Source organism: Paenibacillus sp. FSL R7-269 (assembly GCF_000517865.1).
Lineage (GTDB): Bacteria > Bacillota > Bacilli > Paenibacillales > Paenibacillaceae > Paenibacillus_AQ.
This window is the reverse complement of the sequence record NZ_ASPS01000035.1, coordinates 76,153-102,353: the sequence shown is the minus strand read 5'-3', so window position 1 is coordinate 102,353 and position 26,201 is coordinate 76,153. Positions and strand designations below refer to the sequence as shown.

Below are 26,201 nucleotides of genomic sequence, written 5' to 3'. Positions count from 1 at the left end.
ACTCCTCCCCACTCCTCCCCGCCCCTCCATTGTCCTCCAAATCCCCCCCCTTCATGCGAGATGTTTAACCTGCGGTTGATCTACAAGTAATAGTTAGTTGTTAAGATCAAGGCAACAAGATTACTGGGAGGGATACCGATGCGTCTGGCTTTATTCACGGACACCTTTCTTCCGCAGACGAATGGCGTTGCCCGTACACTCGGCCGGCTGACCGGCCACCTGCACCGCCGGGGAATCGATCATCTGCTGTTCACGCCAAAATCAGCCCCGGAGAGCAGCTACCCCGATCCTGTCAGACCCGTTGCCAGCATCCCTTTTTTCCTCTATCCCGAGTGCAGGCTGGCCCTGCCCGGCATGTCCTCCATCCAGAGTGAACTGACTGCCTTCGCCCCCGACCTGCTCCATCTCGCCACCCCGTTCAACATCGGCTTAACCGGCCTCCGGTATGCCCGCAAGCAGCAGCTCCCCCATGTCGCCTCCTATCACACCCACTTCGACCGTTACCTCGAATACTACAAAATGAGAAGAATCCTCCCGCTCTACTGGAAATACATGAAGTGGTATCACCGGTCCTGCGATGCCATCCTGGCCCCTTCCCGCGAGACCTTAACCAGCTTACGCATGGAGGGCTTTACCCGGCTGCGACTGTGGTCCAGAGGGGTGGACTGCACCTTGTACTCACCGGAGAGACGAAGCGAAGAAGTGCGGGAGCGTTACAGCAAGGGAGCAGCGCTGATGATGCTCTATGTCGGACGGATTGCCCCGGAAAAAGATCTCACCACCCTCCTTCAGGCCATGCCGCTCCTGCCGGAGTCTGTGCGTGCAGCGGTTCAGCTGGTGATTGTCGGCGATGGGCCGCTGCTGCCCGAGCTGAAATCGCAGGCACCGGACAATGTCACCTTCACCGGGGCCAGACACGGCGAAGAGCTGGCAGAGCTGTACGCCTCTGCGGATCTGTTCGTCTTCCCCTCCTGCACGGAGACCTTCGGCAACGTCGTGCTTGAAGCCATGGCGTCGGGGCTTCCCGTCATCGCCGCAGATGCTGGCGGAACCCGGGAGCTGGTGGCACCCGGTGTCACCGGCATGCTGTTCAAGCCCCGCAGCCCGGCAGCCATGGCAGAGCGGATCTGCACTTCCGCCGCCGGGCACCTGCTGCGCAGCGCAATGGGCCGCGAAGGGCGGCACCAAGCCCTCAAGCGCTCCTGGGAGCAGATTTTCGACAGACTGATTAAGGATTATGAAGAAGTCATCGAGCGCCGCAGGATCAAGAATGAAGCTGGGATTTACACCGCCTGATCCGCTGTCTGCCCGCCTATGAAGACTAAGCGTTCCCGGGACCACGGGAATGCTTTTTTCCATTGTTCACGGTTTCTCCCCATCACTCTATTGACCATTGGAATAATGACTTATATTATACACATATACAATAATCCAAAAAATGGAATTCAGTCAGGCGGTGATCCTTTGAAGCCCCTCACAACGATTCGCAGTCATCTTGAGGCTTATCTCTATTCCCAGCAGTTGTCCATCAACCAGTTCTCCATTCAGTCCGGCATTAATTCCGGCACCTTAAGCCGTATCCTTAGCGGCCAGCAGCCGATTGCCATGAATCATCTGAAATTGATTACCCGGGGCATGGAACTGCCCGAGGATCATTTCTATAGCATGTATGTCGATGAGTGCTTCTTATATTCGGCACCAACCTGGCGGCGGCTGCGCCCCTTCATCCTGAATTCGGCGGAGCTGGGGCGGCTGGACTGTATTGAGCTTGTAGCCAAAAATCTGCTGGACAACCTAACCTACGCTCCGATGCTTTTTGAAGTGGCCGAGGACCTGTTCCAGGAGCATCACTGGCAGGCGGCGGCCGTGCTCTACAAGAATATCAGCACAAGCGAGAAGTATCAGCATTCGGAGCGGCTGGCCCTCTGCCAGTACCGTTTGTTCCGCATCACCCTCGGAGACAGCCAGACACTCAACCTCCAGGCTGCTCTTTTATTCGAATGTTATCTTGAACGGCTTGAAGTGCCGGATCAGCTCGACGGGCTGAAGCATCTGATGCATGTCTATTACTCGCTGCACAAGTGGGACAAGGTGGACGCGCTGGCCCAGGAGATGCACCGTCTTGCCATGCTCAGCTACCACCATCTGCACCGGTCGCAGCGCAGGGACCGCCAGGATAAATGTCCTGAGAAGCCGGTTTTCTTCTATGCGCTGTATTCGCATCTGATGCGGGCAAGTGTGTGCGAAGAATTCCGGGACTATGAATCGGCGCTGAAATACGTAGCTCTATATATGGATAGGAGCTGGATACGCGAAAAAGGGGAAGAAACCCGGCACATTCTGGACCAATTCCAGGAGTGGGGTACGGCCAATACCCTTCTCTACCGGATGATGTCCGGCGACTATGAAGTGTTGCCTGAATATGTGGCCTATATTGCTCCGCATGCCAGTGAGATCTTTGTAGCCCTGTACCATATTATGATCTCAGCCAACCGTTTCTCCTGGAATGTCGATGAAGTGCTTGAACAGTTCCCTTCCTATATTCCTTACCGGACCAACCTGAAGGACTTCGGGGAGCTTCACAACCAGCAGATCCTGGCTGACCAGTACTCTACCTTTCTCGCGGAATTAGCCAACTATTATTTACGCAATCACCGCCTGGAAGGAATGGGCTTCCTGCTCCAAAGTCTGGAATCCTCTGCTAAAATAAAGAGTGATAGCATAATCATTAAATGTGTGAATCTGTTTGAACAATTCCGGCATCAAGCCACTGAGGAACAGACAGAACAATACAGACTTCTGATTGGAGAGGTGCAAGAATCCAATGATAAGAAAAATGATTATGCTTCTAGTTTCGTGTAGCTTGGCAGTTATAGTTTTTCACCCCTTGGGGGGTTATGAATCTGTAACAGAAGCTACTTTACAATCCGTGGTTCAGCCTATGGGTCACGGGACGGGGGACGGCTGATCCAGCAGTGGCCACACCCGAAGAAAGGATGAGAAACATGAAGATCAACCGGAGGATGTTAGTCCTCGCCGCACTCGCACTGGCTCTGGCCGGCTTCGGCCAAGCCTGCCCCGGGCGTGCAGCTCCAATTAACCTACAGTAACGGAAGCGGGTTATCAGGCATGGCCGGAGGCACTGCACAGATCAAGAACGGGGTCTCTTATATGCCGGCTAACCTGGTCACAATCATGGGACTTGAGGGCAAGTGCAATCATGCCAAGTAGAAACGGCTTTGCCGTCCTTTTAAAGGATGGTATCGTTTCAGCGAGAAATAGAAGGATAAGTTATCGTGTGCAACCTATACATTCTTAGATTTGGACAAAACTGCTGCCTTCAGCGGGTGGAACAAAAGCTTCAGTGTGAAGCTTGGTCAATCCACCGGCGTACTGGACGGGAAGAAGGTCTCCCTTGGAGGCACACCTTATATGGCTGATAAGCAGCTGTATGTGCCTGTCAAATTTGTAGTAGCGGCCCTTGAAGCCGGACCCGTAAGATGGGATGCCGCCATGAATACGATACGGGCCAATGGTCTGCATATGTACCGCGGTTATTCAGAAGTGTTCGACGGCGGAGTGTACTCCCAGTCGCTGGACAGCGGCGAGCTGTATCTGACAACGGTGCAGAACATTAAGCATAAGCTTGCTGTTCTCGGTAGAGGACTGGATGTAGTGGACTTTACTTTCGAGCGCACACCTGCCGGTCTGACACTGCTTCAAGTTGTCAACTCCTATGGCGAACCACATGTGCATGCGGAGTATTATACCTACCTGGTGAAGAACAACAATGTAATCCGCCAGGGCATACGAATATCCACACCTCCTTCGGCACAGCCCCGGTCTGGGCCGGCGATAAGCTGGTACTCAATGATGGCCGCACGCTAAGGCTCATTGAGGATGGAACCGGAGCAGTCCGCGAGACGGTAGATATACCGAAACTGCTGGGTGCCACTGTAGCCAAAGATGTCTATTATAATGTCGAAGCCGTCTACCCGGATGTTCTGCTGGTCCGCCCTACAGACACCGCATTCCTGACCCTTGTTGATCGTACTACCGGTAAGCAGACTGTGTTATACAAGCAACTGCTCAGTGCGGAGCGCCAGCGCGAGGTAGAGCAGCCCGACTCCATGTTCCCGGGGGACTATATCTACTTCACCGGACGCACAGACAATGTCTTCACCTTCAACCTTCATAGAATAGACGGCAGCCCAGACATCATCAAGACCTACACATGGCCAGGCAGCCAGAACTGAGCCGCTACACTTTACATTCGAATGAGCTCGGTTTTTCGCATACATTTTTTCGGCCACGACAAAAAACATATAAACGTCATCACAACAAACAATGACGTTTATACGCCTAACCTTTAACAACCACCAAATGAAAGACAGGGCGTCTACAAACGCCCCTGCTTTTTCATTCTCCGCTCTATTCTTCTCTGTCTTCTTCGTTCTCTTCTCCGTTTACGGTCCTTTCGGTAGAGCAGGAGATCCAGCATAACTTCGAAAAGCACCCCGAATAGCTCAGCCATACAACCCCTCTTTTCAGCGGTTTCAGCGGTTTCAGCAGTTATAGAAGTGCTGCTTCACTCCCTACGGCCGCCGCAGTCCACCCAAGCTTGCTCCTTCACTAAATACCCGCTCAATCCTCCGCTGCACCTCGGGGTCAGGAATTAACGGCGGCGCCTGATGCGGCTTCACCCGGGCGTCGATAATCACATTATCACAGGCCCAGTGCTTATGCTCTACCGTGCTGTTCACCCCATGGATGTCATGGGAAGGATTGCTGCGCGTGAAGGTCGCCCACAGGAAGTTGTTCAGCGATTCCGACATGAAGCTGCTGTCATCGCACAGAATAATCATCGGGCAGGAATCAAGCGCCCCCTGCGCTGCAATGGCAGCACTCAGAGCGGAGATTTCCTCTGCCGCCGAGGAGTAATCCCGGAACGGCTTCCCCTGCATGGCAACGATGCCCGGCATAATCATGGCCGCCGGACCCCAGCCCCGGTCTACCCGCTGAAGAACCTCAGGCACCTCCGTACACAAGCTCCGCTTCTTTTCCCCTACGGCTGCGAAGACCACCTTGCTTCCGCTGTTGATCCCGGTGCCGGAATAATCCAGCGTATCGATCGTTGTGTTCGTCTGGAAGTGAATATCGCGGCGCAGATTGATCCGCTCCAGGATGTAAGTCAGGAACCCGGCGATATCATGCGTGCTGACCGGCTTGTCCTCTTCTGCCGTGATGAACAGATATTTCGCCAGACTGAGCTGGCCGGTTCCGAGAATCCGGTTGCTGATCGTCAGCAGCTCTGCAGGCTGCTTAAGCTGCTGATACGGGGTATACCGTTCACTGCCGATCGCGAACAGCAGCGGGTGCACGCCCGCAGCATCTATCGCATGTACCTCCTTCACGCCGGGAATCTCCGAGCGGATCGCCCCGCCGGTCAGCTCATGGATGAGCTCTCCAAAGGCAGTGTCCTCCTGCGGTGGACGGCCGACCACCGTGAAGGGGAAGATGGCCCTTTTTTTGGCATAAACCTTGTGTACTCTCATCACCGGAAACGGGTGAGTCAGGCTATAATAGCCCAGATGATCGCCGAACGGCCCCTCCGGCTTCGTCTCCCCGGGATGAATCTCTCCGGTAATCACGAAGTCGGCATCGCTGCTGACGCAGAAGCCGTCTACATAGCTGTAGCGGAAATGACGCCCCGAGAGCAGCCCGGCAAAGGTCATTTCACTTAAGCCCTCCGGCAGCGGCATCACCGCCGAGAGCGTATGCGCAGGGGGACCGCCGATGAAGCAGCTGACCTTAAGCGGCTCGCCGCGTCTGTTCGCGTGGGCCTGATGAATGCCGATGCCGCGGTGAATCTGGTAATGGACGCCCACTTCCTTATTCAGCTCATATTCATTGCCGCTAAGCTGGATACGGTACATCCCCAGATTGGAGTTCATAATGCCCGGCTTATCGGGATCTTCGGAGTACACCTGCGGAAGCGTGACGAACGCCCCTCCGTCGCCCTGCCAGTGCTTAATCTGCGGAAGATCGGAGATTTGAATCTCCTCGAACCCGGCAGGCACGCCGCTGCCCTTCTTGATCGGCAGCGCTTTGCGGGCGGCAAGGCCTGTACCGATATACCTTAAAGGCTGTTTGAGCGCCTTCATGGGATTGCTGCGCAAAGCGATGACCGCCTGCGAAGATTCCCATGTGTCGCGGAAGATGAACTTGCTGCGCTCGATCGTTCCGAACAGATTCGAGACTGCACGGTACTTCGAGCCCCGGACATTCTCGAACAGCAGAGCAGGACCGCCTGCCTCATAGACCTTCATATGTATCGCCGCCATCTCCAGATGCGGGTCCACCTCTTCATGTATGCGAATTAAATGCCCGTGCTTCTCCAGGTCAATAATACATTCTTCCATATTGCGATATGACATGCTTCTACTCCCATTCTCTCAAGAATATGAACCTCTTTATTATCAATGAGTGTGTCCGTCAGGTCAATTGCCAGCCAGGGCAACCTCTCCAGTTGTCACAAATATTCTTGCCTTCTTCTGTGGAGAGCCATTATTATACTTGTAAACCGGACGGCTCCGGGCATACAAACGGCAAAGGGGACTAACGCAATGATCATCAAAAAGGTAACCTGGCTGGAGCTCTTCTACGATCTGCTGTTTGTCGCTGCGGTCTCCAAAGCCAGCCATGTGCTGCTGCATGTAGAACACGAGACCCTGTCCCTTGAGACACTGGGCAAATTCGTACTGATCTTCATTCCGATCTGGTGGGCCTGGGTCGGGCAGACGCTCTTCGTTAACCGCTATGGTCAGGATACGGTGATGCACCGGGTATTTATTATTGTCCAGTTGTTCTTCGTATTGATCATGACGGCCAGTCTGTCTGTGGATTTCGATGCCAACTATCTGCCGTTTCTGATCGGCTACTTGGGACTTCGCATCATGACCGCTGTCCAGTACCATTATGTCCATTCCGGAGAAAGCGGGCACCTGCGGAACACGGCCCGCTATTTGGGATCGCGCTTCTGGATTGGGCTTACGATTTCAGCCTGCTCCCTGTTCTTCGATTCCTGGCTCCGGTATGCCGTGCTGTACGCCGGGATTGTGCTGGATATTATGCTCCCGCTGACCGGCCGGCGGATTCTGGTGAAGACTCCCGCCAATACCCATCATCTGCTGGAGCGCTTCTCGCTGTTCGCGTTGATCCTGCTCGGCGAATCCGTGGTCAGCATCCTCGCCGTGCTGCAATCCAGCAGCTGGACCGGACCATCTGTCGGCTTCGCTGCGCTCACCTTTGTGCTGATCATCGCCATATGGTGGCAGTATTACGACAACCTGGAGAAGAAGGTCGATATGCATATCCAGACTGCCGGGCAGACGATTATCTACGGGCATCTGTTCATTTATCTGTCGCTGTGTATGCTTGCTGCGTCAATCCAGCTATTGTTCCTGGATCAGCTTCATTATGGGCAGATGCTGAACCTGTTGTTCGGCTCCGTGCTGCTCTATTTCGCTTCCACGGCACTGGTCTTTCAGGTCTACAGGCATAAGCAGCACCAGCTGGGAATGAAGCCGCTGGCACTACTGACCCTCATTCTGGCCTGCTTCTATGTGCTTGATCTTCTAGTCCATGTACCGAATGTACTGATCATGGGCGAGCTGGCGCTGTTCTTCGCACTGTACGCCAGGATTACTGCCTGACCCGTCAGCCAGTCAGCTCTCAGGCAAGGCCAATCTATTCGCTCTGCACGCCAAGAGGCTGCACCAGAGGTCATTGCCCGCCTCAGGTACAGCCTCTTCCGGCCGTCTTACTGGCCTGTAAATTCAATCTCATCGTAATCATAATAAGCCTGGAGGATCTGCTGCCGGTCATCCTGGAAGAGCTGGTCGGCCACACCGCTGACCAGTCTCGGAATCGCATTTCGTAGGCCCGAGATGGCCGATGCCGATAACCCGCAGCTGGCCAGAGCGGAATAGTTGAACACGAATACGCCATGCAGCAGCTTGCGGCCTGCTTCATCCCGGCTCTGAAGTTCAAAGCCGGGGCTAAGATACGGGTGCGCATCCAGCAGCGGATTCGCCGATCCCACAGGCGCTGTGTACCGGTCGCTCCAGCGGGCAATATGAGTCTCCACCTGCCGCAGCTCCGGCCGCAGGGCAGGATCGCTGAGCAGGCCCGTGCTGACGATCAGATAGTCGAAGCTGAACTCTCCGGCGGGCGTAGTCACCACCGCCTGCTCCCCTGAAGCCTCCACCTTCAGCCACGGCGAGCCGAGGTGCAGCTGGAAGCCGGGCCATGCCGCTGCGCGGCGGAAGGTATCGCTCGTCGGCGGCTGATTATACTGGAAGAAATGCGAGATGACCGCATATTTGTCCGCATCCGCCAGGGTATGGAACCGCTCAATCATGCCCGAGCCCTCCATCTGGCGGATCGGGTTCACCCCCGGAAGCTGCGTCCGGCGGACGAAGACCTGGGCCTCAGCCGCTCCCTCCTGAAGCGCGTAATTGGCATTGTCGAAGGCGGACGCCCCGCCGCCGAGAATCCCCACCCGCTTGCCGCGAAGGGCAGCGAAGTCAATCTGCCGGGAGGTATGGGCGTACAGGTGCTCCGGCAGATGATCTGCAATCATCGGCGGAACATGCCACTGCCCTCCGCCTTGAATGCCGGTAGCCAGCACCACCTTACGGGCCAGCAGTGTTTCGGCCTGCGCACCCGCTCTTGTAACCTGAAGGCGGTAGATTCCATCGTCACCAGGCTCGACCAGCATTAGCCGCACCTCGTTACGTACCGGCAGCTTCAGAATCTGCCGGTACCAGCGCAGATACTCCATCCACTGCCCGCGCGGGATTTTATCCACCTCACTCCAGGCCTCCGCCCCATGCTGAGCCACCCACCAGGAACGGAAGGTCAGCGACGGGATGCCGAGATCAATCGAGGTCAGAGCTTTGGGCGTACGCAGCGTCACCATCCGGGCATAGGTCTCCCAAGGCCCCTCCAGCCCGTCACGATTCTCGTCGATAATCAGCAGATTCGAGATCCGTTCACGCAGTAATCCAAAAGCCGCACCAAGCCCGCTCTGGCCCCCGCCCACAATCACGACATCATAGACATGGCCTTCATCATGCTCCACAGGGCGAACCCAGTCCGCGCCGCCATAGGCGAGGTAAGAGAGATCCGTGTTCACACGTTCATTCAAGGCTTCCAGGCTCATCATTCCTCAGACCTTTCCGGGGCATCTTCAGCTCATAGCTGCTGCTCACTTTGCATTCTATTCCATAATCCCTGATATACATCTATGGCGATATTATATAGGGTATGCCCCCGCTTTTGAATATCGATGGAAGGTTTATTGTCATAAGAGCTGAATTCAGTGGACGGGATTGTACATTAAGCCAACATTTCAACGTCAGCTCCCCTTAACGCTTGACAAATGGAATATTATCTTACGCGTATCAGCAAAAAAGAGCCGTCCCCATCAGCTCAAGCTCCGTGCTCTCAATGATAAGCTGCGTCAGCAAACTGCTCGATTTCCTGCTCTATATCCAGCCCGCCAACTTCCTGATCATTCCGGTGATCCTCTATAGTATCTATTATTTCAGACACACTAAGACAACAGCGCGCCCTCAATGAATCCGGGCGCGCTGTTGTTAGTTAGAAGCGTGCTACAAAAAACTCGCGGTTCGACGGGACGAACTTCTGTGTGCGCTGCACATTATCCGCATCGATAATCCGGAGCGTGTAGCTGACCGTTGTCAGCGTACTGATCGTATTGAACTGGGCGACGCCGAATTCATCGAATTGAGCCGTGATCACAGTGCCGGAGCTCCGGGTCAGTGTAGCCTTCCAGTCCTGCGTTTCATATGGGACATTGTTATTGTTCACGGCAAGCACGATGAAATTATTAAGCACCTGTCTGATCCGCCGTCTCTTGGGTCTTACTACCGCCGCTGCTCTTGCTTTTTTAGCCATCAGTTGACGTTTTGCCAGCAATGCCTTCTTCTCTGATTCTTTCATTTGCTTCACCACTTTCTATTGGAATACAGTAGTAAATGCAAGAGAAGAATCAGCCGAAACGCGTTATTGCCTGTTATTTGCATAAATGTATCGCTGTACTCATTCCTGGTTTCGTACCCACGAGGCAGCTGGCCGCATACACTGCTTCATAGAGGTGATTACATTATGAAGAGTAAACCATCATGGGCCAGGCGTCACGCCGCCAAGCTCAATCGGCCCCTAAAGCATAAGATCCGCAGAGCTTATTCCACTGTTGCTACAAAAGCAGCTATACCGGTGATCATACAGTTCAGACAACCGCTTACTCCGGCGCGGCTCCGCGAACTAAGGAAGCATCTGGGACGGCATGTCCTCCCGGTCAAGCATCATCTGCGGCTTCATCAGGCCGTGGCTTCACAGGTATCCCTGAAATGTCTGGAGTATGTATGCCGCTGGAACGGAGTCCATAAAGTCTATCTGGACGGCATTAAGAAAGCTACGCTCAACATTGCAACTCCATCCATAGGCGCTACAGCAGTTAGACGTTCAAGAGGGCTTACCGGCAAAGGCATCAACATCGCTGTGCTCGATACCGGAGTCTATCCGCATCCCGACCTGACCCGGCCGGTGAACCGCATTCTGGCGTTCAAGGATTATATCAATCACCGGAAATGCCCGTATGATGACAACGGACACGGCACGCATATCACCGGGGATGCCGCCGGTAACGGCTGGTCCAGCCGGGGCAAGTACCGGGGACCCGCGCCGGAAGCGGGAATTGTCGGAATCAAGGTGCTCGATAAGTATGGGGACGGCTATGACTCCACCATTATCAAGGCCATTGAATACTGCATTACCCACCGCAAAAAGCTGAGGCTGCGCATCCTCTCCATGTCCTTCGGCGGACCGGTGGCTCCGCATATCAAGGATGACCTTCTCGTTCAGGCCGTTGAAAAAGCCGTCAAAGCCGGCCTCACCGTAGTCATCGCCGCCGGCAATGCCGGCCCTAGGCGCCGGACCATTGAGTCCCCAGGGATCAGCCCCTCCGTGATCACCGTCGGTGCTGTCAATGACCGCCGGACGCTGACGCAGAAGGATGACCGGATCGCTGTCTATTCCAGCCGCGGGCCCGCCCCCGGCGGCAGAGTGAAGCCGGATCTGGTCGCCCCCGGCGATTCAGTGATCTCGCTGCGCGCCCCCGGCTCCCAGCTGGTCCGTGAATTGCCGCGCAATAAGGTCGGCAAGCGGTATTTCAAGCTGTCCGGCACCAGCATCTCCACGCCCATCGTGTCCGGTGCCGCCGCACAGCTGCTCCAGCTTGCGCCTTGTCTTACGCCGCGCCAGGTGAAGCTCTTGCTGAAGCGTAACGCCTTCCCTCTCCGCCTGAAGCCTAATACCGGCGGAAGCGGGGAGATCGACGTACGATTCCTGAAACGGCGCTGCTCCCCCAAGAAACCCCACAAAGTGAGACTTTAGCTCCCCAAAACAAAATAACCGGTACAGTAACCGCTCCTTATTCTTCGGGGAGCGGTTACTCCTCAGACAGCTGCGGCCATAGCTGGCGCGCCCAGGCTAACAGTATCTCGTCTTCTCCATATCTCCCTATACACTGGAAGCCGAGCGGCATCCCTTCAAGCGTTGCCGCAGGCAGAGTGACCGTGGGCACTCCCGCGAAGCCCCAGACCGCAGGCATCCCTGCCCAGCCCGTATTCCGCTCCTCGATCTTCGGTGCAGTCCCCCCTTGGGCCGGAGAGACCCACAGGTCGATTCCCTCTTGGTCCATAAGCTCCATCAAGTCGCGCCGCAGCTCCCGTTGCCGGGTGCGGTACTGCTCCAGCTCCTCCTCCGGAATCTGCTGTCCTCTAAGGATCGCTTCCTGCACGGGGACACCGTATTCTACTCTATGCTCCGCGAATCTATCTTCATGCTCCCGTGCCAGCTCACCCTCAATGAAGCGCAGCATGGCATTGCCGTAGATGAGTTCATCCTCCCACGGCATTTGGACATAACGGACTTCATATCCAAGCTGTTCAAGCCCTGTAATCTGAGCCTGGAACACCCCTTTGACTTCCGCACTCATCAGCTCCATATAGACTCCCTTAGGGATACCCAGAACCGGCTTACGGGAGATTGGGGCAGCAGGAGCTTCCCAGTCCGGGACAAGCAAGGCTGCCGCAGCCTCCATATCAGGCAAATCTTGCGTGAAGAACCCTATCGTGTCAAAAGACGGCGAGAACAGCAGCACACCATCCAGCGGAACCCGGCCATAGCTGGGCTTGAACCCGACCACTCCGCAAAAGGACGCCGGGGCGATCACCGAACGCAGCGTCTGTGTGCCCACTGCCAGCGGACAGAGCCCCGCAGCCACCGCTGCGGCGGAGCCTGCACTGGACCCGCCGGGAGTATGCGCGGTGTTATGCGGATTACGCGTAGCAATGGGTCCGTTGTAGGCAAATTCCTCGGTCACCGTCTTGCCTGCAATCACGGCCCCGAGAGCACGCAGCTTAGTGACCAGAGACCCCTGGGCACCGGCTAACAGCTCAGCGGATAGCTGCGATCCCGCCCGGGTCGGCAGACCGTCCACATGGAGCAGGTCCTTAATGGCTACAGGAATGCCGAATAAGGCCGGGTTACGCTCATCTCCGCTGTACATACTTTGCAGCAGAGCTTGTTCCGAATCCAGCCGCACTTCAACCTCATCCTCAGGGACAAACGCATGGATATGCGGCTCAAGCTGTCTGTAACGCTCCAAGTACTGGTTAAGTACAGTTCCGGGTGAATATCCGGGTTCATCCATCCGGCTCATCATTTCTGTCAGGGATACCTTGTGAAGCAACATTAGATCATCTCCATGGAATATTATGTATAGCATTTGGCTTATTACGTTTCAGACTGCATAAGGTAACAGAAATTCCCAAGCTTTCTCAGCGCCAAAAAAGCCACCCGGGCCGCCTCCCCTCCAAGATGGCTTTCATGTTCCCTATCACAAGAGCTTCCTAAAGCTCTTTGTCTCCTTGATCTCCGCTCTGCTTATACTCATTCAGCTTCTGATTAAGCTGCTTGGCTTCCCGTTTCCCGTCGATGTGCATCATTGCGTACACCATAGTTTTGACCACCAGAATGACAATGACGAACGGTACCAGCACTCCCTTATCCATTAGCGGGCCGTCCGCAAACTGCCACAGCCAGAGAATTACCAGCACATCCGCAAGGATGAAGCAGAGATAGAAGCTGATGGTCTGCACTTTGGGATCTACCTCATACGTATTCACCAGCGCATACCGGAAGCAGGTAAAAGCAGCCGCCCCCAGGAACAGCTGCACCAGCAGCGAGCCCCGGATCATCTCCGTAGCATTCAGAGCCAGCACAACCGCCGCAAGCACCATCAGCCCCCCGCAAGCCACCAGCAGATCCTTCACGAACAAAGATACATACTTTCTGGTTGTAATCATGAGTTTCCCTCCTATTCAAGTCTTGACAGCACAGCTATAACCCTAACTTCCGTTTGAGCACCGGGACATATTGTCTGGAGATGTGGACTTTCTCACCGTTGTGCAGCAGCGCCTCGTATCTTCCGTAGAGCACCGGGCGGAGCGACTCGATCTTGGCCACATTCAGGATGCTGGATTTGGAGGCCCTGAAAAAATCACCAGACTCATACTCCGTCTCCAGCTCATACAGCTTCAGCCTCGACTCATACACCTTCTCCTGGCAGTAGATGAACACCTTATGGTCCACCGCCTCGAAGTAATAGACATCACACGGATGGATGATGTGCATCTGTAGCCCGGTCATACCAATCAGCTTCCTGGGGCCTGTGTTCACCGAGTGGATCAGCGCCAGCAAGTCTTCATCCGGGTCATTGCACCTCAGAATAATTTCAGGCTCACCGCCCTCCGGAACCTGCTCAATCGTGATTTTCACCGCCACCGCCTCCTGCATTCTCTCCCTACAACTACAGTATATTTTTGTCAAAAGACTTATACAATGGCCTTTGCGCAAGCTGCACTCTGGCGGGTTCAAGCTGCAGGTTTGGTTGGTTCAATTCCTTGGTTGGCTCTCTAACTGGTCCGCCTAATTGCAGGCTTCAGCCGACGACGCCGTGTTATATAAGCAGCAAAAAACCCGCAGATCAGCTCTGCGGGTTCTTGGAATATACAATTTTACGGATGCTATCGATAGATAAGCCGTATTGCTCACACAATTGGTCCAACTCTGCACCTTTTTGGAAGCGGCTACGGATCTCAGCATTGCGGACTTTATAGTAATCGGCTGCCCCTGAGCTTTCGCCCCATTTTCTGCGTTTACTCTTGCAGGTTGGGATATACAGGGCTTCCCCTTGAATATATTGCTGAATCTCCTTCAGCAGGTGGTCTGGCAACAGCTTTGCTGCATTTACACATTGCATATCTGGCTCGCTCCTTAAAATTTATTAATCTTTTAAGGGCAAAGCCTGTGTAAATAACTGTATTACTTAAAACATACTTCAGGCGAATAAATCCGCTCCATGCCAAGCTTTCGCCTTAGTTATTTCACAGGCTTTGCATGGAGCGTGCCGTTCACATACTGACTCATCCGAAACATGGCCATCACCTCCCGGGATTCTGGAATTGGTGCAGATTAACTCTATTCTAGAATAATTTCCATATTGGTTCAACAACGGATGTGCACTGTGCCAGAAGTATAGCATTTAGCTATAATCAAATATTACCGGAAGAACATTAGTTTTTTGCGGGCGCCGATTATATAATAGAAACTATATGGTAAAGAAAGGATGCGATACAGCAAATGAAATTCTCAGAATATGTATACGAACGGCCGGATGTGGAGCAATTCAAGCAGGAGTTCACCACTCTGCTAAAGGACCTGGAGACAGGCAATCTGGAGGAGCAAAAGGCTGCCGTGGCAGCAATCAATAAGCTGCGCAGCCGCTTCGATACGATGGAGACCCTCGTGAGTGTCCGCCACTCCATCGATACGGAGGATGCATTCTACAAGGCAGAGCAGGATTATATGGACGAGACCGGACCGGTGATCCAGGAATACATCACGGATTACTACAGAGCCCTTGTCAATTCCAAGTACAGAGCCGAGTTCGAGCAGGTATGGGGAACACAGCTCCTAAGCTTGGCCGAGATCTCACTACGCACCTTCAGTCCTGAAGTAATTGAAGATCTGCAACTGGAGAATAAGCTGTCCTCCGAATACTCCCAATTGATCGCGTCCGCCAAAATCATGTTCCAGGGCGAAGAACGCACGCTGGCACAGCTGATTCCGTTCGATTCTTCCACGGACCGTGAAGTTCGCAAAGGCGTATTCGAGGCCCGTAATGCCTTCATGGCAGAGCATGAACCCGAATTCGACCGGATCTATGACGAGCTGGTGAAGGTCCGGGCAGGAATCGCTGCCAAGCTGGGATACAAGAGCTTCGTGGAGCTCGGGTATGACCGGATGGGACGTACCGATTATAATGCTGAGATGGTGGCGGGCTTCCGCAAGCAGGTGCATGAGCATATCGTGCCGGTTGCGGGGAAGCTGAAGCAGCGCCAGCGCGAACGCCTTCAGCTGGACGGACTGAAATTTTACGATGAGGGTATTAAGTTCAATTCCGGCAACGCTACCCCTAAGGGCGACCCGGACTGGATCGTGGCGAATGGTGCGAAGATGTACCAGGAGATGTCCCCGCAGACCGGTGAATTCTTCAGCTTCATGCAGGAGAACGGGCTGATGGATCTGGTCAGCAAAAAAGGCAAGGAATTCGGCGGCTACTGCACCTTCTTCAGCGACTACCGTGCTCCGTTTATTTTCTCCAACTTCAATGGTACCTCCGGGGATATCGATGTGCTGACCCATGAGGTCGGGCATGCGTTCCAGGCGTATTCCAGCCGGAATATGGAGGTTCCTGAATATACGTTCCCGACCTCCGAAGCCGCTGAGATTCATTCGATGAGTATGGAGTTCTTCGCCTGGCCATGGATGGACCTGTTCTTCAAGGAGGAGGCGGACAAGTACCGTTTCAACCACCTGGCGGACAGTCTGGAGTTCATTCCTTACGGCGTATCTGTGGATGAATTCCAGCATTTTGTGTACGAGCATCCCGAAGCTACACCGCAGGAACGCAAACAGGCTTGGCGGGACATTGAGCGAAAATATCTGCCCCACCGTGATTATGACGGCAATGCTTATCTGGAGCAAGGCGGCTTCTGGCACAAGCAGGCCCATATCTTCCGTCTTCCGTTCTACTATATTGACTATACCCTGGCCCAGCTCTGCGCCTTCCAGTTCTGGAAACGCTCGAATGAGGACTTCACCTCGGCCTGGCCGGATTATCTGAAGCTCTGCCAGGCCGGAGGCAGCCGCTCCTTCACGGAGCTGGTGAAGCTTGCCGGTTTAACCTCCCCGTTCGAGGATGGCTGTATCGGCTCTGTCATCGGTGAGATTGAGGGCTGGCTGAACAGCATAGACGATAAGGCGCTGTAGGGGCGAGGATTCATACACCGAATACAATTAAGTTACATTCACCATCAAGCACAGCGTCAACTATTAGGGGCTGTCCCAAGTAGCCGGTTCATGGCTTCGGGACAGCCCCTAATTTTAAGTTGGATCGATATGAGCACGCTCTCTTATTTCTTCTTCCCCTTCTCTGCGGCCTGCTGCTGATTCTCCTCTACTCTGAATTTGACGATTCTGGCAATGAGATCATAGGGGAGCGGCTCCTTGAGGGGGAACTGTACCGAACCCTTGGCTCCTTTGTACTGCGCTAGCTCCTCCTTGAAGGCTTCAATTCCCCGGGGTGCAGGATAGAACCCAATATGATTCTTGAAGGCGGCAAAATGCACCAGATTCTTATGCAGGAACCAGGTCGGCATCTGGTAGCTGATCTTCTCCACTGCCTCCGGTGCAGCTTCCGAAATGACCTTACGCAAGGTCTGCAGAAGCTCCTGGACCTCCGGCGCAAAGTCCGCAATATACTGGTCAACCGATTCATAGGTAACTTTATTCTTGTCCACTTCGGCTTCATCTCCCTTGGGTTGGTTCATAGATCTTCAAGCCATTGCAGGCATACCGGAATGAAACCGGCATAGTCATTCAGCGCTTGCAGGGTAGGCAGTACCTGGCTCGTTCCAAGCTCCCGCTCGGAAATATCCGGCCCTTCCAGTCCCAGAGACCGCCGAATGCTATACTCCAGCCAGCCTATTTTACCGTGGAAGCCGCTGCTCAGCACTTCTGGCCAGGGATCAGTAATCTCTCCCCCTTGATTACGGTAAGCATGAATCACTGCACAGAAATCTGCCATACGGATGTGACCACTCTCAAAGTCTGACCAATAGAGCGCTACTTCCATCAGCTCCTGCGCCGGGTTAACCCAGCCTGCGGCCTCCCAGTCAATGATCACGGGCTGACCTTCAGAGCTCCACAATACATTCTTCGGGTCCAGATCCCGGTGGCTGATGACTCTGTTCCCGCCAAGGACCGTCATAGCGGCGTTGACCTGCTTGCCATAACAGCTTAGCTTGTCCAGATTAGCCTTAAGGGGTACAGCCCACGAGAGGCCCATTGCTTCACCCTGCAAGGCATACCCCAGCCAATCTGTCCGCAATTCCTCCGCTGTGCTGTCCCTTTGGAGCTCGTTATGGAGGGGGGTGAAATCCGCCGCATGGATGTCAGCCAGAGCTTGTCCGATCAGAATGCAGTGCTCCAGCCCCGCTTCAGCCGCAGAGACGGAACGGCCTTCTATCCAAGGGAACAGCAGATAATATTGCCCGTCCGCTTCATGTATACAGCTTCCCTCATGGAGAAGTGCAGGAAGTGCGCTCACTCCCTGCCTGCGGGCCTGCACGGCTACCTTCTCGGCTGCTATCATGTTGTTCATCACAGCTTCCTTCCGCATGAGCTGCGGGTTGAGCGCCTTCACTGCATACTCTGCCTGATTCGTGGTCACACGATACATCCGGTGGAGGAAACCGCCGGAGATTTGCTCCGGCACCCCACTCAGTAAGCCCAACTTATATGTAGCACACAGCTTTTCAAAATTCAAATTGTAATTCGTTAGCGTCATGATCCCTTCGTCCTCCCGGCATAGAACTTCAAATATTCGTCCATATGGCTCTTCCAATAGTCCCCGTCATGCTGGCCTGCTCTGAGGTGATATTCCACCGGCACGCCCTTTCCTTTAAGCAGGGTATACAGCTGCTCTGTGCCTTCATAGAACCGGTAGCTGTCCTCCGCCCCGCAGTCCAGGTAGATACTCAACTTCGATAAGTCCCTGTTCTGCGCCAAAAGAAGCGGATCACGCTCCTGCCGCAGCGCTTCCGTCGGATAGAGAAGCTGGACCAGGCCGTTCTCGCCTCCGGCAAGAGACCAGTCATCCAGGAACAGCGCCGGGCTATGCCCGCCAACCTTACTATAGATATCGCTATGCAAAAACGCCGAATGCAGGCTGATAAAACCACCCATCGATATGCCGCCAATATAGCGGGAACCGCTCTCAGGCAGAGTATTGAAATGCGTATCCGTATACTCCACAACATCCTTGACCAAATAATCCTCATAGCGTTCACCGCCCAGCGCTGCGGGATTACCTGGATTAGCTACAGCATTCAGCCCATAGCTGTTGTCCATCTGTGGAGCGACGATAATGAGCGGCTCGATTTGACCGGCCTCTATCAGTCGGTCTGCATTCTGCTGAAGCTCCAGCCCTCCCCACATATCCGTCTCCCGGCTGCCGTAGCCATGGATGAAATAGAGGACCGGATAACGCTGAGAGGCATTATAACCTGTAGGAAGATAGACACTGAGCCGCATCTCCCGGTCCAGGGCCTCACTTTGAAAAACCAGATTATGAACCCCAGGGCTTTGCAAGGGTGCCATCTCAACCTTGTCTGCCGCCTCTTCAGACGCTTCGCCTGAGTTCCGTGAACAACCTCCCAGCATTATACACAGTATGATCAGAAACAGATACAGCCTGAAGCCTCGAGAACCTTTCATATCGGCCGCCTCCCGTTCTCCGCTACAATCGTAGCGCTTACATTAAACAATATCATGGATTTGGATATTAATGGTAGGACAATTATGTTGTCTATGTATTATCAGGTCAGCCAGAAACTACTGGTTGGCCTATCTTCTATGTGTTTTAATAAAAATCAATCGTTTTTCCGGTCAGCTCCGTCTTACTTATAAAAACATATTTCGAGGACGACTTCTTCCATAGACCAACACAATAAGGAAGAGGGGATGGTGAATGGGGGGAAGACAATGAACAAAACCAATACAGCAGATCTGTCGCTGATGGATGAAGAGGTGTTCTATGAGCGGCTAGCAAGTGAGCACCGTAAACTGTATGCGCTCGCTTACAGCTATCTGCGCTCAGAAGCAGATGCCCTGGAAGCGGTGCAAGAAGCCTCATGCCGGGCCTGGATGAAGCGCAAACAGCTTAAGAACGAGCAGGCCTTCACACCTTGGCTACTCCGTATTACCATCAACTGCTGCATGGATGAGCTAAGGCGTAAAAAACGCGTTGTGCTGACGGAAAGGCCGGAGGAGGAGACCCAGGAGATGAAGAGCAGCGATCGTCTCGATCTGGAGCGCGCCATGAGCCGGCTAAAGCCGAAATACCGGCATGCCGTGATGCTCAAATATTACCAGGATATGACAACCACCGAAATTGCCAAGGTACTGAATAAGCCCGAAGGCACGATCAAAACCTGGATGCGTCAAGGACTCATGCAGCTGCGGAAATATCTATGAGTAAATAGGAGGTGAAGGAAATGTTAGCAAAAGAAGAGCGTGTCCTAAAACAGGATGCACAAGAGGTCCATCTTCATGCAAAGGAGATTAAGGAATTGAAAATATATAATGCAATGCGCAGTGGAATGGCACAAGGGAAAAAACGCAGCAAACGGCGTTTCTATTCCTATGGGGCCGGCGCTGTATTAGCCGCGGCCGCAGCTATTTTTGTGATTGTCTCATCCATCGGCTTACCGGCCGGAGGTACAGACGATTCCGTCCTCGGCGGTTCAGTGCAGGCGGTCAGCACCACAAGCTGGAATGATTTTGCAGACTATCGCAGACAGCCATTAACGAACCGGCTGGTTGGCGGCATCCTGGAACGAAATCTGGTAAAGCCGGTCCGTCAAAGCGCATCAAACAAAGGATACCGTATGGATGTGGATGGCGCCGTCACGGATGGCCGTAAAGTGTATATCCTATTCAATGTGCACAACGGTACGGATCAAGAAGTTATTCCTGCGGATACGAAAATTCAATTCGGTGATTTCGAGGTTCCATATCCACATCGGGGCGCAGCCCTGGAATTAGCGAACAGTGGCGAATCCAGAATTCAGCCTGGCGAAAACAAGAATTTTATTTATTCCACCAACTATCCTGCTTCCATCACTGATTCCAAGGATCTGAAGTTCACTCTAATTCTCACCGGAACGTCCGAACAGGCGCTCGCTTCCAGCAGCAGCAAGTATCGGACCAGCCTGGAGGTATCGTTTCAGCTTGATCCAGACGATTTCAAAGACCAGGTGCGCACGCTGCCTGTGAATCGCACGCTTACAGTGGACGGTCAACAGATTATAGTGCACCAAGTACAGTATACTCCGTTCAATACTTATGTCGATCTGGAGTATGACAAGGCGAACACCAAACAGATTTTCAGCCTGCTGAATCCTGTTCTGACCGCAACAACCGGGAGCCAAACCGAGAAATTGGTGTATCCGGGTAGAATCACGTCCAATAATTCCGAGGTGTACAAAGACTCCTCGCAGGCAACACTGGTGTTCAGGTATACCGGGCTCAACCAGCCGGACTCCATCGCGCTGAAAATTGCCGGTATCTCGGCGCTGGAGCCGGAGCATATGAAATTTGTGGTCGATCTGAACAAGCAGCAAGTGATTGAAGCACCGGCAGACGATTGGGAAATGGTCACCTCCAAAAAAGAACATAATGCAACGGCGGAAGAGATTCTGCTCCGGCGTAAGGTGACCAACATGTTTTATTATACTGATTCGCAAGGGGCAGTACAGGCAGAGTACATCGGTGCAGGGCTGGACGACAAATTCACCGATGCGAACGGCCAGGTGCATGATAGAGCCAATCGGGAAACGCCACTAATCAACTTCGGCGGCACCATGATCTCTGGAGACGGTACGGGAATTGATGAGATGAGTTTATCTTTTGACAGTCAAGCTGCAGATTATCCGCAGCCGCTTACCCTATCGGTATCGCGCATTTGGAATCCAATTATGGAGACGCAGAGCATCGAGCTGTTCTCAAAGAAATAGACTACAGCAAGAAGCCCCGCCCAGCCGACAGGCTTACGGGGCTTCTTGCTTATTTATCTGGACTTTGGAACTTCCACTCCCTAATTAATTTTGGTAAGCTGCCACTTCTGGGCATCGGTTCCGTTATCTGTCCATTGCTGCACGACGGCTCCATCTGCGGTAGAGGAGTTCGAGACATCCATGGCCAGCCCGCTGGCTTTGGAGATCAGCTTGTAGTATCCGCCGCCCACATCGACGATGCTCCACCGCTGGGCGTTGCTGCCGTTGTCATTCGCCTGCTGGAGCTGGACTCCGCTGGCCGTGGAAGCATTCGGCACATCAAGCAGTTTGCCGCTGTGCATCGCTGTAAGCTTGTAGAAGCCGTCTCCCGTGCTCTCCACTCTGAACTGCTGATTGGCAGCGGTGTAATTAGTCCACTGATGCATTTTGGCTCCGTCTACTGTAGATACATCCGTCACATCCAGTACCTTGCCGCTTGCCTTGTTCATCAAGGTGTAGACCCCTCCGCTGACAATGCCGCTCGAAGGAGCGCCAGCCTGATATACCCGCACATAATCCACGAGCATCTGCGCCGGGAAGCTGGTTGAGGCATTCGGAGCACCCGGCCAGTTGCCGCCCACCGCGAGGTTCAACAGCAGGAAGAACGGTTTCTGGAATTCCTCCGTATTTCCGGTTCCGTTCTCAATATAGAATTCATTGAACTGGTTGCCGTCCACGAACCATCTGATGTACTTGGAATCCCACTCTACGCTGTACACATGATATTGAGAGAAGTCCAGATTGCCTGACACCCGCCCAAATTCGGCATGGCCTCCTGCATCCCAGTGCACCGTGCCGTTAACGGCAGCGTTATTGTTTACCCGCTCCATAATATCGATCTCGCCGCAGGCCGGCCAATAGGCGGTATTAATATTGGAGCCTAGCATCCAGAACGCAGGCCATAACCCTTGGCCGGACGGCAGCTTGATTCTGGCTTCGATTTTACCGTATGTGAAATTCTTAAGCCCCTGCGTCTTGATCCGCGCCGAGGTATAGTTCATGCCTTCATAGGATTCTTTCTGCGCAGTGATGACCAGATTGCCGCCTGTCACCTTCAGATTCTGTGAACGGTTAGTATAGTATTGCAATTCATTATTGCCCCAGCCCCCGGTGCCTGTGCCAATCTCGGCTGTCCAGTTCCCGGTATTGAGTGAAGAACCGTCGAACTCGTCGCTCCAGGCCAGATTCCAGGTTGCTGCGCTTGCGCTCCCTGCAGGCACCAGTGCGATTAATAACGCGAACAGCATGAACAAGCTTAAGACTTTACCTCTTTTAAACATCTTCGTCCTCCTCTTTTGGCGTTTCAAAGTTGCCAGCCTTATTTCAATGCACGCGTACGTTCGCGCAGTTGAAACCTTTCCCAACCGGTTTCGGACATGAATATGGTAGCGCCTTCTTCTGCTACATCCCATATATATCGCTTTTGGTTCCCGGAAGAACCAGAAATTTGACAATTTAGCGAACCCGGCGGAACGGAGCAGCTGGCCTTCGGACGACACTGCCTCATCAGCCCCAAACACAGCAAAAAACCGCTCCCGAGCGGAGGCGGTTCCTGCTTTTGCAAAGAGTTGTTGCCGTACTACTCGAGTCCGTGCTCTTCGCGGATCTTATACATCCCTTGTACGAGCAGCTCCGAAGGATCACGGTTAAGCTGCATATGCGTCAGTAACAGATGGAGCGGGATAGCGCATACGTTATTCCCGTCCGTGATTGCAGGGAAGCCTGCTTCAAAGACCGGTCCATGCTCCTCGTTCCAGGCCAGTCCGGCATGCACCTGCTCCGGTGCGAACTCCTCTGTTACAGCGGCGATACACATCGGAACCAGCACATTGTCGACAGCGGCCTTGGCTTCCTCTTCACTGGCGAGCGGCTTAGGCATGGAGTTGCCTCCCTTGGTCTTCATCAGCTCGTGGAAGAAGGACGCCATCCAGATCTCCGGACTGTTGCCGGACTGGAACCGGCCAGCCAGCTCACGAAGGAAGAAGCCGCAGTAATAATCAGCGTTATCGTTATCCTTTACACGGAATACAAATACCGGGCCGTAGTTGTCCAGGTTCAGCACCTGTCCTTCCACATCGCTGAAGCTCATTTTGAGCGCTACAATGCCGTTATGAAAAACAGCCTTGAGCAGCTCATTCCAGTTCTCTTCGGTCATGGCCTTCTCGGCAGCTTCCGCTTCACCGTTCACCGGCTCATTCGTGGTGTCATTGGTTGTTTCGTTTGTCATTGTTAAATTCACCCCACTTTCTATCATACCATCCTATTGAACAAGGTAACATACCCTATCTCTCAGGCACAAATGGAAAGGTCTGCCGGACCCGGATGTATGTCCTTATGCGCAAGTGCTATACTAGACAGGGTACAGTAACCATCTCATCTTGTAGAAGGGAATGACCCTAACCATGAATACCGAACAATTAGACCGAATTCACACTGGCCAAGGCTTTATAGCTGCTCTGGACCAGAGCGGAGGAAGCACCCCCAAAGCGCTGCTGCAATACGGTATTAAGGAAGACCGTTATTCAGGGGACGAAGAGATGTACACCATGGTTCACAGCATGAGAACACGCATTATTCAGAGTCCCGCCTTTACAAGCGAGCATATTCTCGGTGCAATTCTGTTCGAGAACACGATGGACCGCCTTATAGACGGGCAATATACCGCCGATTATCTGTGGGAGCAGAAGGGCGTCGTGCCTTTTCTCAAAATTGACCAGGGACTGGCCGCTCCTCAGCATGGAGTCCAGCTCATGAAGCCTATTCCCGCCCTCGATGCCCTGCTGAAGCGGGCAGTCAGCAAGCATATCTTCGGCACCAAGATGCGCTCCGTGATCCATGAGGCGAACCCGGAGGGTATCCGGCAGGCCGTTCAGCAGCAGTTCGAGCTGGCCCGGCAGATCGCCGCCTTCGGACTGGTTCCGATTATTGAACCGGAAGTAGATATCCTCAGCAAGGACAAGCAGGAGTCAGAGCAATTGCTGAAGCGGGAACTGGCCGCACGCTTGTCTGAGCTGCCAGATGACGTGAAGGTCATGCTTAAGCTGTCGATCCCGACAGAGGATAATTTATACAGCGAGCTCGCCGCAGATCCCCATGTGGTTCGGATCGTAGCCCTCTCAGGAGGGTATACCCAGGCTGAAGCCAACGAGAAGCTGGCCCGCCAGCATGGAGTGATTGCCAGCTTCTCCCGCGCCTTATCCCAGGGTCTCAGCGATCAGCAGACGGAAGAGGAATTTGGTAGCACCCTGGCTGCGTCGATCCAGGCCATCTATGAGGCTTCGATTACTTGATCAGATCCATGCTCATTTAAGCTCATAGCTTCATATACAGAAGAGGACCCCAGGCCTAGTGCCGCAGGGTCCTCTTCTGTATATTCCGAATAGAAGTTCAGAACTCAAAACTACTCCTGATAATCACCGGCTGATCGCTACTGTCACCGCAACAAATCTAAAGTGTTGCAGAATCTGCAACTTTCAGCTCTGTATACCTGGGTATGCAGGAGAGATGTTGCATGATATACAGGATTTCTCGAGCTAATCCGCACAAAAGAGAGGGAAATGCTGCCTTTCCTGCAACAATCTTGGATCAAGTCCTGGTTAGTGGAGAGAATGTTGTATTTCAGGCAGAATTTCATAGCAGTAATGCTCTTGCCCTAGCAGGAGCTATGCTTGCGTAAGCCGTTTAATGCCCTCCCGCACCCTAGGCGCTACCTCTGTCCCGAAGAGACGGATGGCCTGCATCACCTGGGCATGCGGCATGGAGCCGTGCGGGACATGCAGCAAGAAGCGGGTGATCCCTACATGCTCGTAGAGGTGAATGATTTTGCGGGCAACTGTGTCCGGGTCCCCCACATATAGAGCACCGTCAAAGCTGCGGGCGTCATCGTAATCCGTACGTTGATAAGAAGGGAGTCCCTTCTCCACCGCCCGGACATTCGTCCGTGCATGTGTAGACGGGAAGAAGCCCTCTACCGCAAGCTCGTCCGTCTCCGCAACATAACCATGAGAGTGTGAGGCAATCGGAAGCTTGGACACATCATGACCAGCCTTGGCTGCTGCCTCCTTGTAGAGCCGTACATGCATGGCATAATCGGAAGGGTTCACATTGCCGATAATCGCCAGGGCAAAGGGCAGACCCAGAGTACCCGCACGGACCGCAGACTCCGGAGTTCCCGCACTCGCAATCCATACGGGCAGCGGATTCTGCTCCGGACGCGGATAGATCTCCAGATTCGTTATGGCTGGACGGTGCTTGCCGCTCCAGCTCACCTTGCCGGGCTCCCGCAGCTTGAGCAGCAGGTCCAGCTTCTCGTCAAACAGCTCTTCGTAGTCCTTCAGATCATAGCCGAACAGAGGAAACGACTCGGTGAACGAGCCCCGGCCCACCATAATCTCGGCACGGCCACCCGATATTCCGTCCAGTGTAGCGAAATCCTGAAATACCCGCACCGGATCGGCTGAGGACAGAATCATGACCGCACTGGTCAGGCGGATTCGGGTCGTCAGCGGTACAGCCGCCGCCATCAGCACAGCAGGCGATGAAGCTGCAAAATCAGGCCGGTGATGCTCACCCACGCCGTATACATCCAGTCCTACCTGATCCGCAAGCACGATCTCCTCCACCACTTCACGCAGCCGCTCCGCATGGCTTAGAGTCACTCCGGTATTCACGTCAGGCGTTGTCTCGACAAAGGTGCTTATTCCAAGTTCCACGTATTGTTCCTCCTAGAAGTCAGTAATCTTTATATTCTAAAACTAAATAGTCAAATATTCAAAGAAAACTTTAACCTGCAGCAGGGCAGGGTGCCCCGGCTGTGTCAACAGCCCGTGAGGCACCCTGCCCTGGCAAAACCGTTACATTCTTATA

23 protein-coding genes are annotated in these 26,201 nt (G+C 53.7%); 10 read left to right on the top strand and 13 right to left on the bottom strand.

All coding sequences use genetic code 11. From position 1 onward, the window contains the following. Positions 1 to 138 precede the first annotated feature (138 nt). The 4 genes from C162_RS17625 to C162_RS17610 all read left to right on the top strand — a co-directional run bounded on the left by C162_RS17625 (position 139) and on the right by C162_RS17610 (position 4,256). Positions 139 to 1,296, top strand: coding sequence for a glycosyltransferase family 4 protein (locus C162_RS17625; protein ID WP_036695948.1), 1,158 nt, complete (start codon positions 139 to 141; stop codon positions 1,294 to 1,296). Positions 1,297 to 1,464: 168 nt separating this feature from the next. After that, the gene (locus C162_RS17620; protein WP_036695947.1) at positions 1,465 to 2,862 is read left to right on the top strand and encodes a hypothetical protein; all 1,398 of its coding nucleotides are present in this window, start codon (positions 1,465 to 1,467) and stop codon (positions 2,860 to 2,862) included. Between the two features lie 459 nt (positions 2,863 to 3,321). Further along, positions 3,322 to 3,888, top strand: a complete 567-nt coding sequence (locus C162_RS17615; protein ID WP_036695944.1) for a stalk domain-containing protein — start codon at positions 3,322 to 3,324, stop codon at positions 3,886 to 3,888. A gap of 182 nt (positions 3,889 to 4,070) precedes the next feature. Then, a complete protein-coding gene (locus C162_RS17610) occupies positions 4,071 to 4,256 on the top strand; it encodes a hypothetical protein (RefSeq protein ID WP_036695943.1) in 186 nt (61 codons plus the stop codon). 339 nt (positions 4,257 to 4,595) lie between these two features. On the opposite strand, the gene C162_RS17605 is transcribed toward C162_RS17610, so the two are convergent. Further along, on the bottom strand, positions 4,596 to 6,437 hold the full coding sequence (locus tag C162_RS17605) for a UbiD family decarboxylase (RefSeq protein WP_036695941.1): 1,842 nt from the start codon (positions 6,435 to 6,437) through the stop codon (positions 4,596 to 4,598). A 189-nt stretch (positions 6,438 to 6,626) separates the two neighbouring features. Here C162_RS17605 and C162_RS17600 point away from each other — a divergent pair, with 189 nt between their 5' ends. Next, positions 6,627 to 7,715, top strand: a complete 1,089-nt coding sequence (locus tag C162_RS17600) for a low temperature requirement protein A (protein ID WP_036695939.1) — start codon at positions 6,627 to 6,629, stop codon at positions 7,713 to 7,715. Between the two features lie 107 nt (positions 7,716 to 7,822). On the opposite strand, the gene C162_RS17595 is transcribed toward C162_RS17600, so the two are convergent. After that, complete coding sequence (locus tag C162_RS17595) at positions 7,823 to 9,226, bottom strand: NAD(P)-binding domain-containing protein (protein ID WP_036695983.1); 1,404 nt, start codon at positions 9,224 to 9,226, stop codon at positions 7,823 to 7,825. A 440-nt stretch (positions 9,227 to 9,666) separates the two neighbouring features. After that, positions 9,667 to 10,029, bottom strand: coding sequence for a hypothetical protein (locus tag C162_RS17590; protein ID WP_051493645.1), 363 nt, complete (start codon positions 10,027 to 10,029; stop codon positions 9,667 to 9,669). 165 nt (positions 10,030 to 10,194) lie between these two features. Between C162_RS17590 and C162_RS17585 the strand changes: the two genes are divergently transcribed. Further along, positions 10,195 to 11,484 (top strand): S8 family peptidase, encoded by a 1,290-nt coding sequence (locus C162_RS17585; protein ID WP_084648963.1) that lies wholly within the window; start codon positions 10,195 to 10,197, stop codon positions 11,482 to 11,484. 55 nt (positions 11,485 to 11,539) lie between these two features. Here C162_RS17585 and C162_RS17580 read toward each other — a convergent pair whose 3' ends face one another. The 4 genes from C162_RS17580 to C162_RS17565 form a co-directional block, all read right to left on the bottom strand. Continuing rightward, positions 11,540 to 12,847, bottom strand: a complete 1,308-nt coding sequence (locus C162_RS17580; RefSeq protein WP_036695936.1) for an amidase — start codon at positions 12,845 to 12,847, stop codon at positions 11,540 to 11,542. Positions 12,848 to 13,004: 157 nt separating this feature from the next. Beyond that, positions 13,005 to 13,460: a DUF3021 family protein gene (locus tag C162_RS17575; protein WP_036695932.1), complete on the bottom strand. Its 456-nt coding sequence runs from the start codon at positions 13,458 to 13,460 to the stop codon at positions 13,005 to 13,007. A 34-nt stretch (positions 13,461 to 13,494) separates the two neighbouring features. After that, positions 13,495 to 13,932, bottom strand: a complete 438-nt coding sequence (locus C162_RS17570) for a LytTR family DNA-binding domain-containing protein (RefSeq protein ID WP_036695977.1) — start codon at positions 13,930 to 13,932, stop codon at positions 13,495 to 13,497. Positions 13,933 to 14,140: 208 nt separating this feature from the next. Continuing rightward, positions 14,141 to 14,416 (bottom strand): CD3324 family protein, encoded by a 276-nt coding sequence (locus C162_RS17565; protein WP_036695930.1) that lies wholly within the window; start codon positions 14,414 to 14,416, stop codon positions 14,141 to 14,143. A gap of 380 nt (positions 14,417 to 14,796) precedes the next feature. Here C162_RS17565 and C162_RS17560 point away from each other — a divergent pair, with 380 nt between their 5' ends. Then, a complete protein-coding gene (locus tag C162_RS17560) occupies positions 14,797 to 16,488 on the top strand; it encodes a M3 family oligoendopeptidase (RefSeq protein ID WP_036695929.1) in 1,692 nt (563 codons plus the stop codon). Between the two features lie 143 nt (positions 16,489 to 16,631). Here the strand turns inward: C162_RS17560 and C162_RS17555 are convergent, their stop codons facing one another. Genes C162_RS17555 through C162_RS17545 form a run of 3 tightly spaced genes read right to left on the bottom strand, consistent with a single transcriptional unit; the run spans position 16,632 to position 18,996 of the window. After that, positions 16,632 to 17,018: an iron chaperone gene (locus tag C162_RS17555; RefSeq protein ID WP_036695975.1), complete on the bottom strand. Its 387-nt coding sequence runs from the start codon at positions 17,016 to 17,018 to the stop codon at positions 16,632 to 16,634. A 26-nt stretch (positions 17,019 to 17,044) separates the two neighbouring features. After that, positions 17,045 to 18,067, bottom strand: coding sequence for an aminoglycoside phosphotransferase family protein (locus C162_RS17550; RefSeq protein WP_036695926.1), 1,023 nt, complete (start codon positions 18,065 to 18,067; stop codon positions 17,045 to 17,047). Next, entirely contained in the window at positions 18,064 to 18,996 is a 933-nt protein-coding gene (locus C162_RS17545) for an alpha/beta hydrolase (protein WP_051493641.1), read from the bottom strand. The genes C162_RS17550 and C162_RS17545 overlap by 4 nt, the downstream gene beginning before the upstream one ends. A 267-nt stretch (positions 18,997 to 19,263) precedes the next feature. Between C162_RS17545 and C162_RS17540 the strand changes: the two genes are divergently transcribed. Both C162_RS17540 and C162_RS17535 read left to right on the top strand, forming a co-directional pair. Then, the gene (locus C162_RS17540) at positions 19,264 to 19,755 is read left to right on the top strand and encodes a sigma-70 family RNA polymerase sigma factor (RefSeq protein WP_051493639.1); all 492 of its coding nucleotides are present in this window, start codon (positions 19,264 to 19,266) and stop codon (positions 19,753 to 19,755) included. A 20-nt stretch (positions 19,756 to 19,775) separates the two neighbouring features. Beyond that, a complete protein-coding gene (locus C162_RS17535; RefSeq protein ID WP_036695925.1) occupies positions 19,776 to 21,296 on the top strand; it encodes a DUF4179 domain-containing protein in 1,521 nt (506 codons plus the stop codon). Between the two features lie 80 nt (positions 21,297 to 21,376). On the opposite strand, the gene C162_RS17530 is transcribed toward C162_RS17535, so the two are convergent. Further along, positions 21,377 to 22,615: an RICIN domain-containing protein gene (locus C162_RS17530; RefSeq protein ID WP_036695923.1), complete on the bottom strand. Its 1,239-nt coding sequence runs from the start codon at positions 22,613 to 22,615 to the stop codon at positions 21,377 to 21,379. Positions 22,616 to 22,914: 299 nt separating this feature from the next. Continuing rightward, positions 22,915 to 23,562: a hypothetical protein gene (locus C162_RS17525; RefSeq protein WP_036695922.1), complete on the bottom strand. Its 648-nt coding sequence runs from the start codon at positions 23,560 to 23,562 to the stop codon at positions 22,915 to 22,917. A 175-nt stretch (positions 23,563 to 23,737) separates the two neighbouring features. On the opposite strand from C162_RS17525, the gene C162_RS17520 reads away from it, so the two are divergent. Beyond that, positions 23,738 to 24,625, top strand: coding sequence for a fructose bisphosphate aldolase (locus tag C162_RS17520; RefSeq protein ID WP_036695920.1), 888 nt, complete (start codon positions 23,738 to 23,740; stop codon positions 24,623 to 24,625). 372 nt (positions 24,626 to 24,997) lie between these two features. On the opposite strand, the gene C162_RS17515 is transcribed toward C162_RS17520, so the two are convergent. Continuing rightward, positions 24,998 to 26,047 carry an Atu2307/SP_0267 family LLM class monooxygenase gene (locus tag C162_RS17515; protein WP_036695918.1) on the bottom strand — a complete coding sequence of 350 codons (1,050 nt, stop codon included), beginning with the start codon at positions 26,045 to 26,047 and terminating at the stop codon, positions 24,998 to 25,000. Between the last annotated feature and the right edge of the window lie 154 nt (positions 26,048 to 26,201).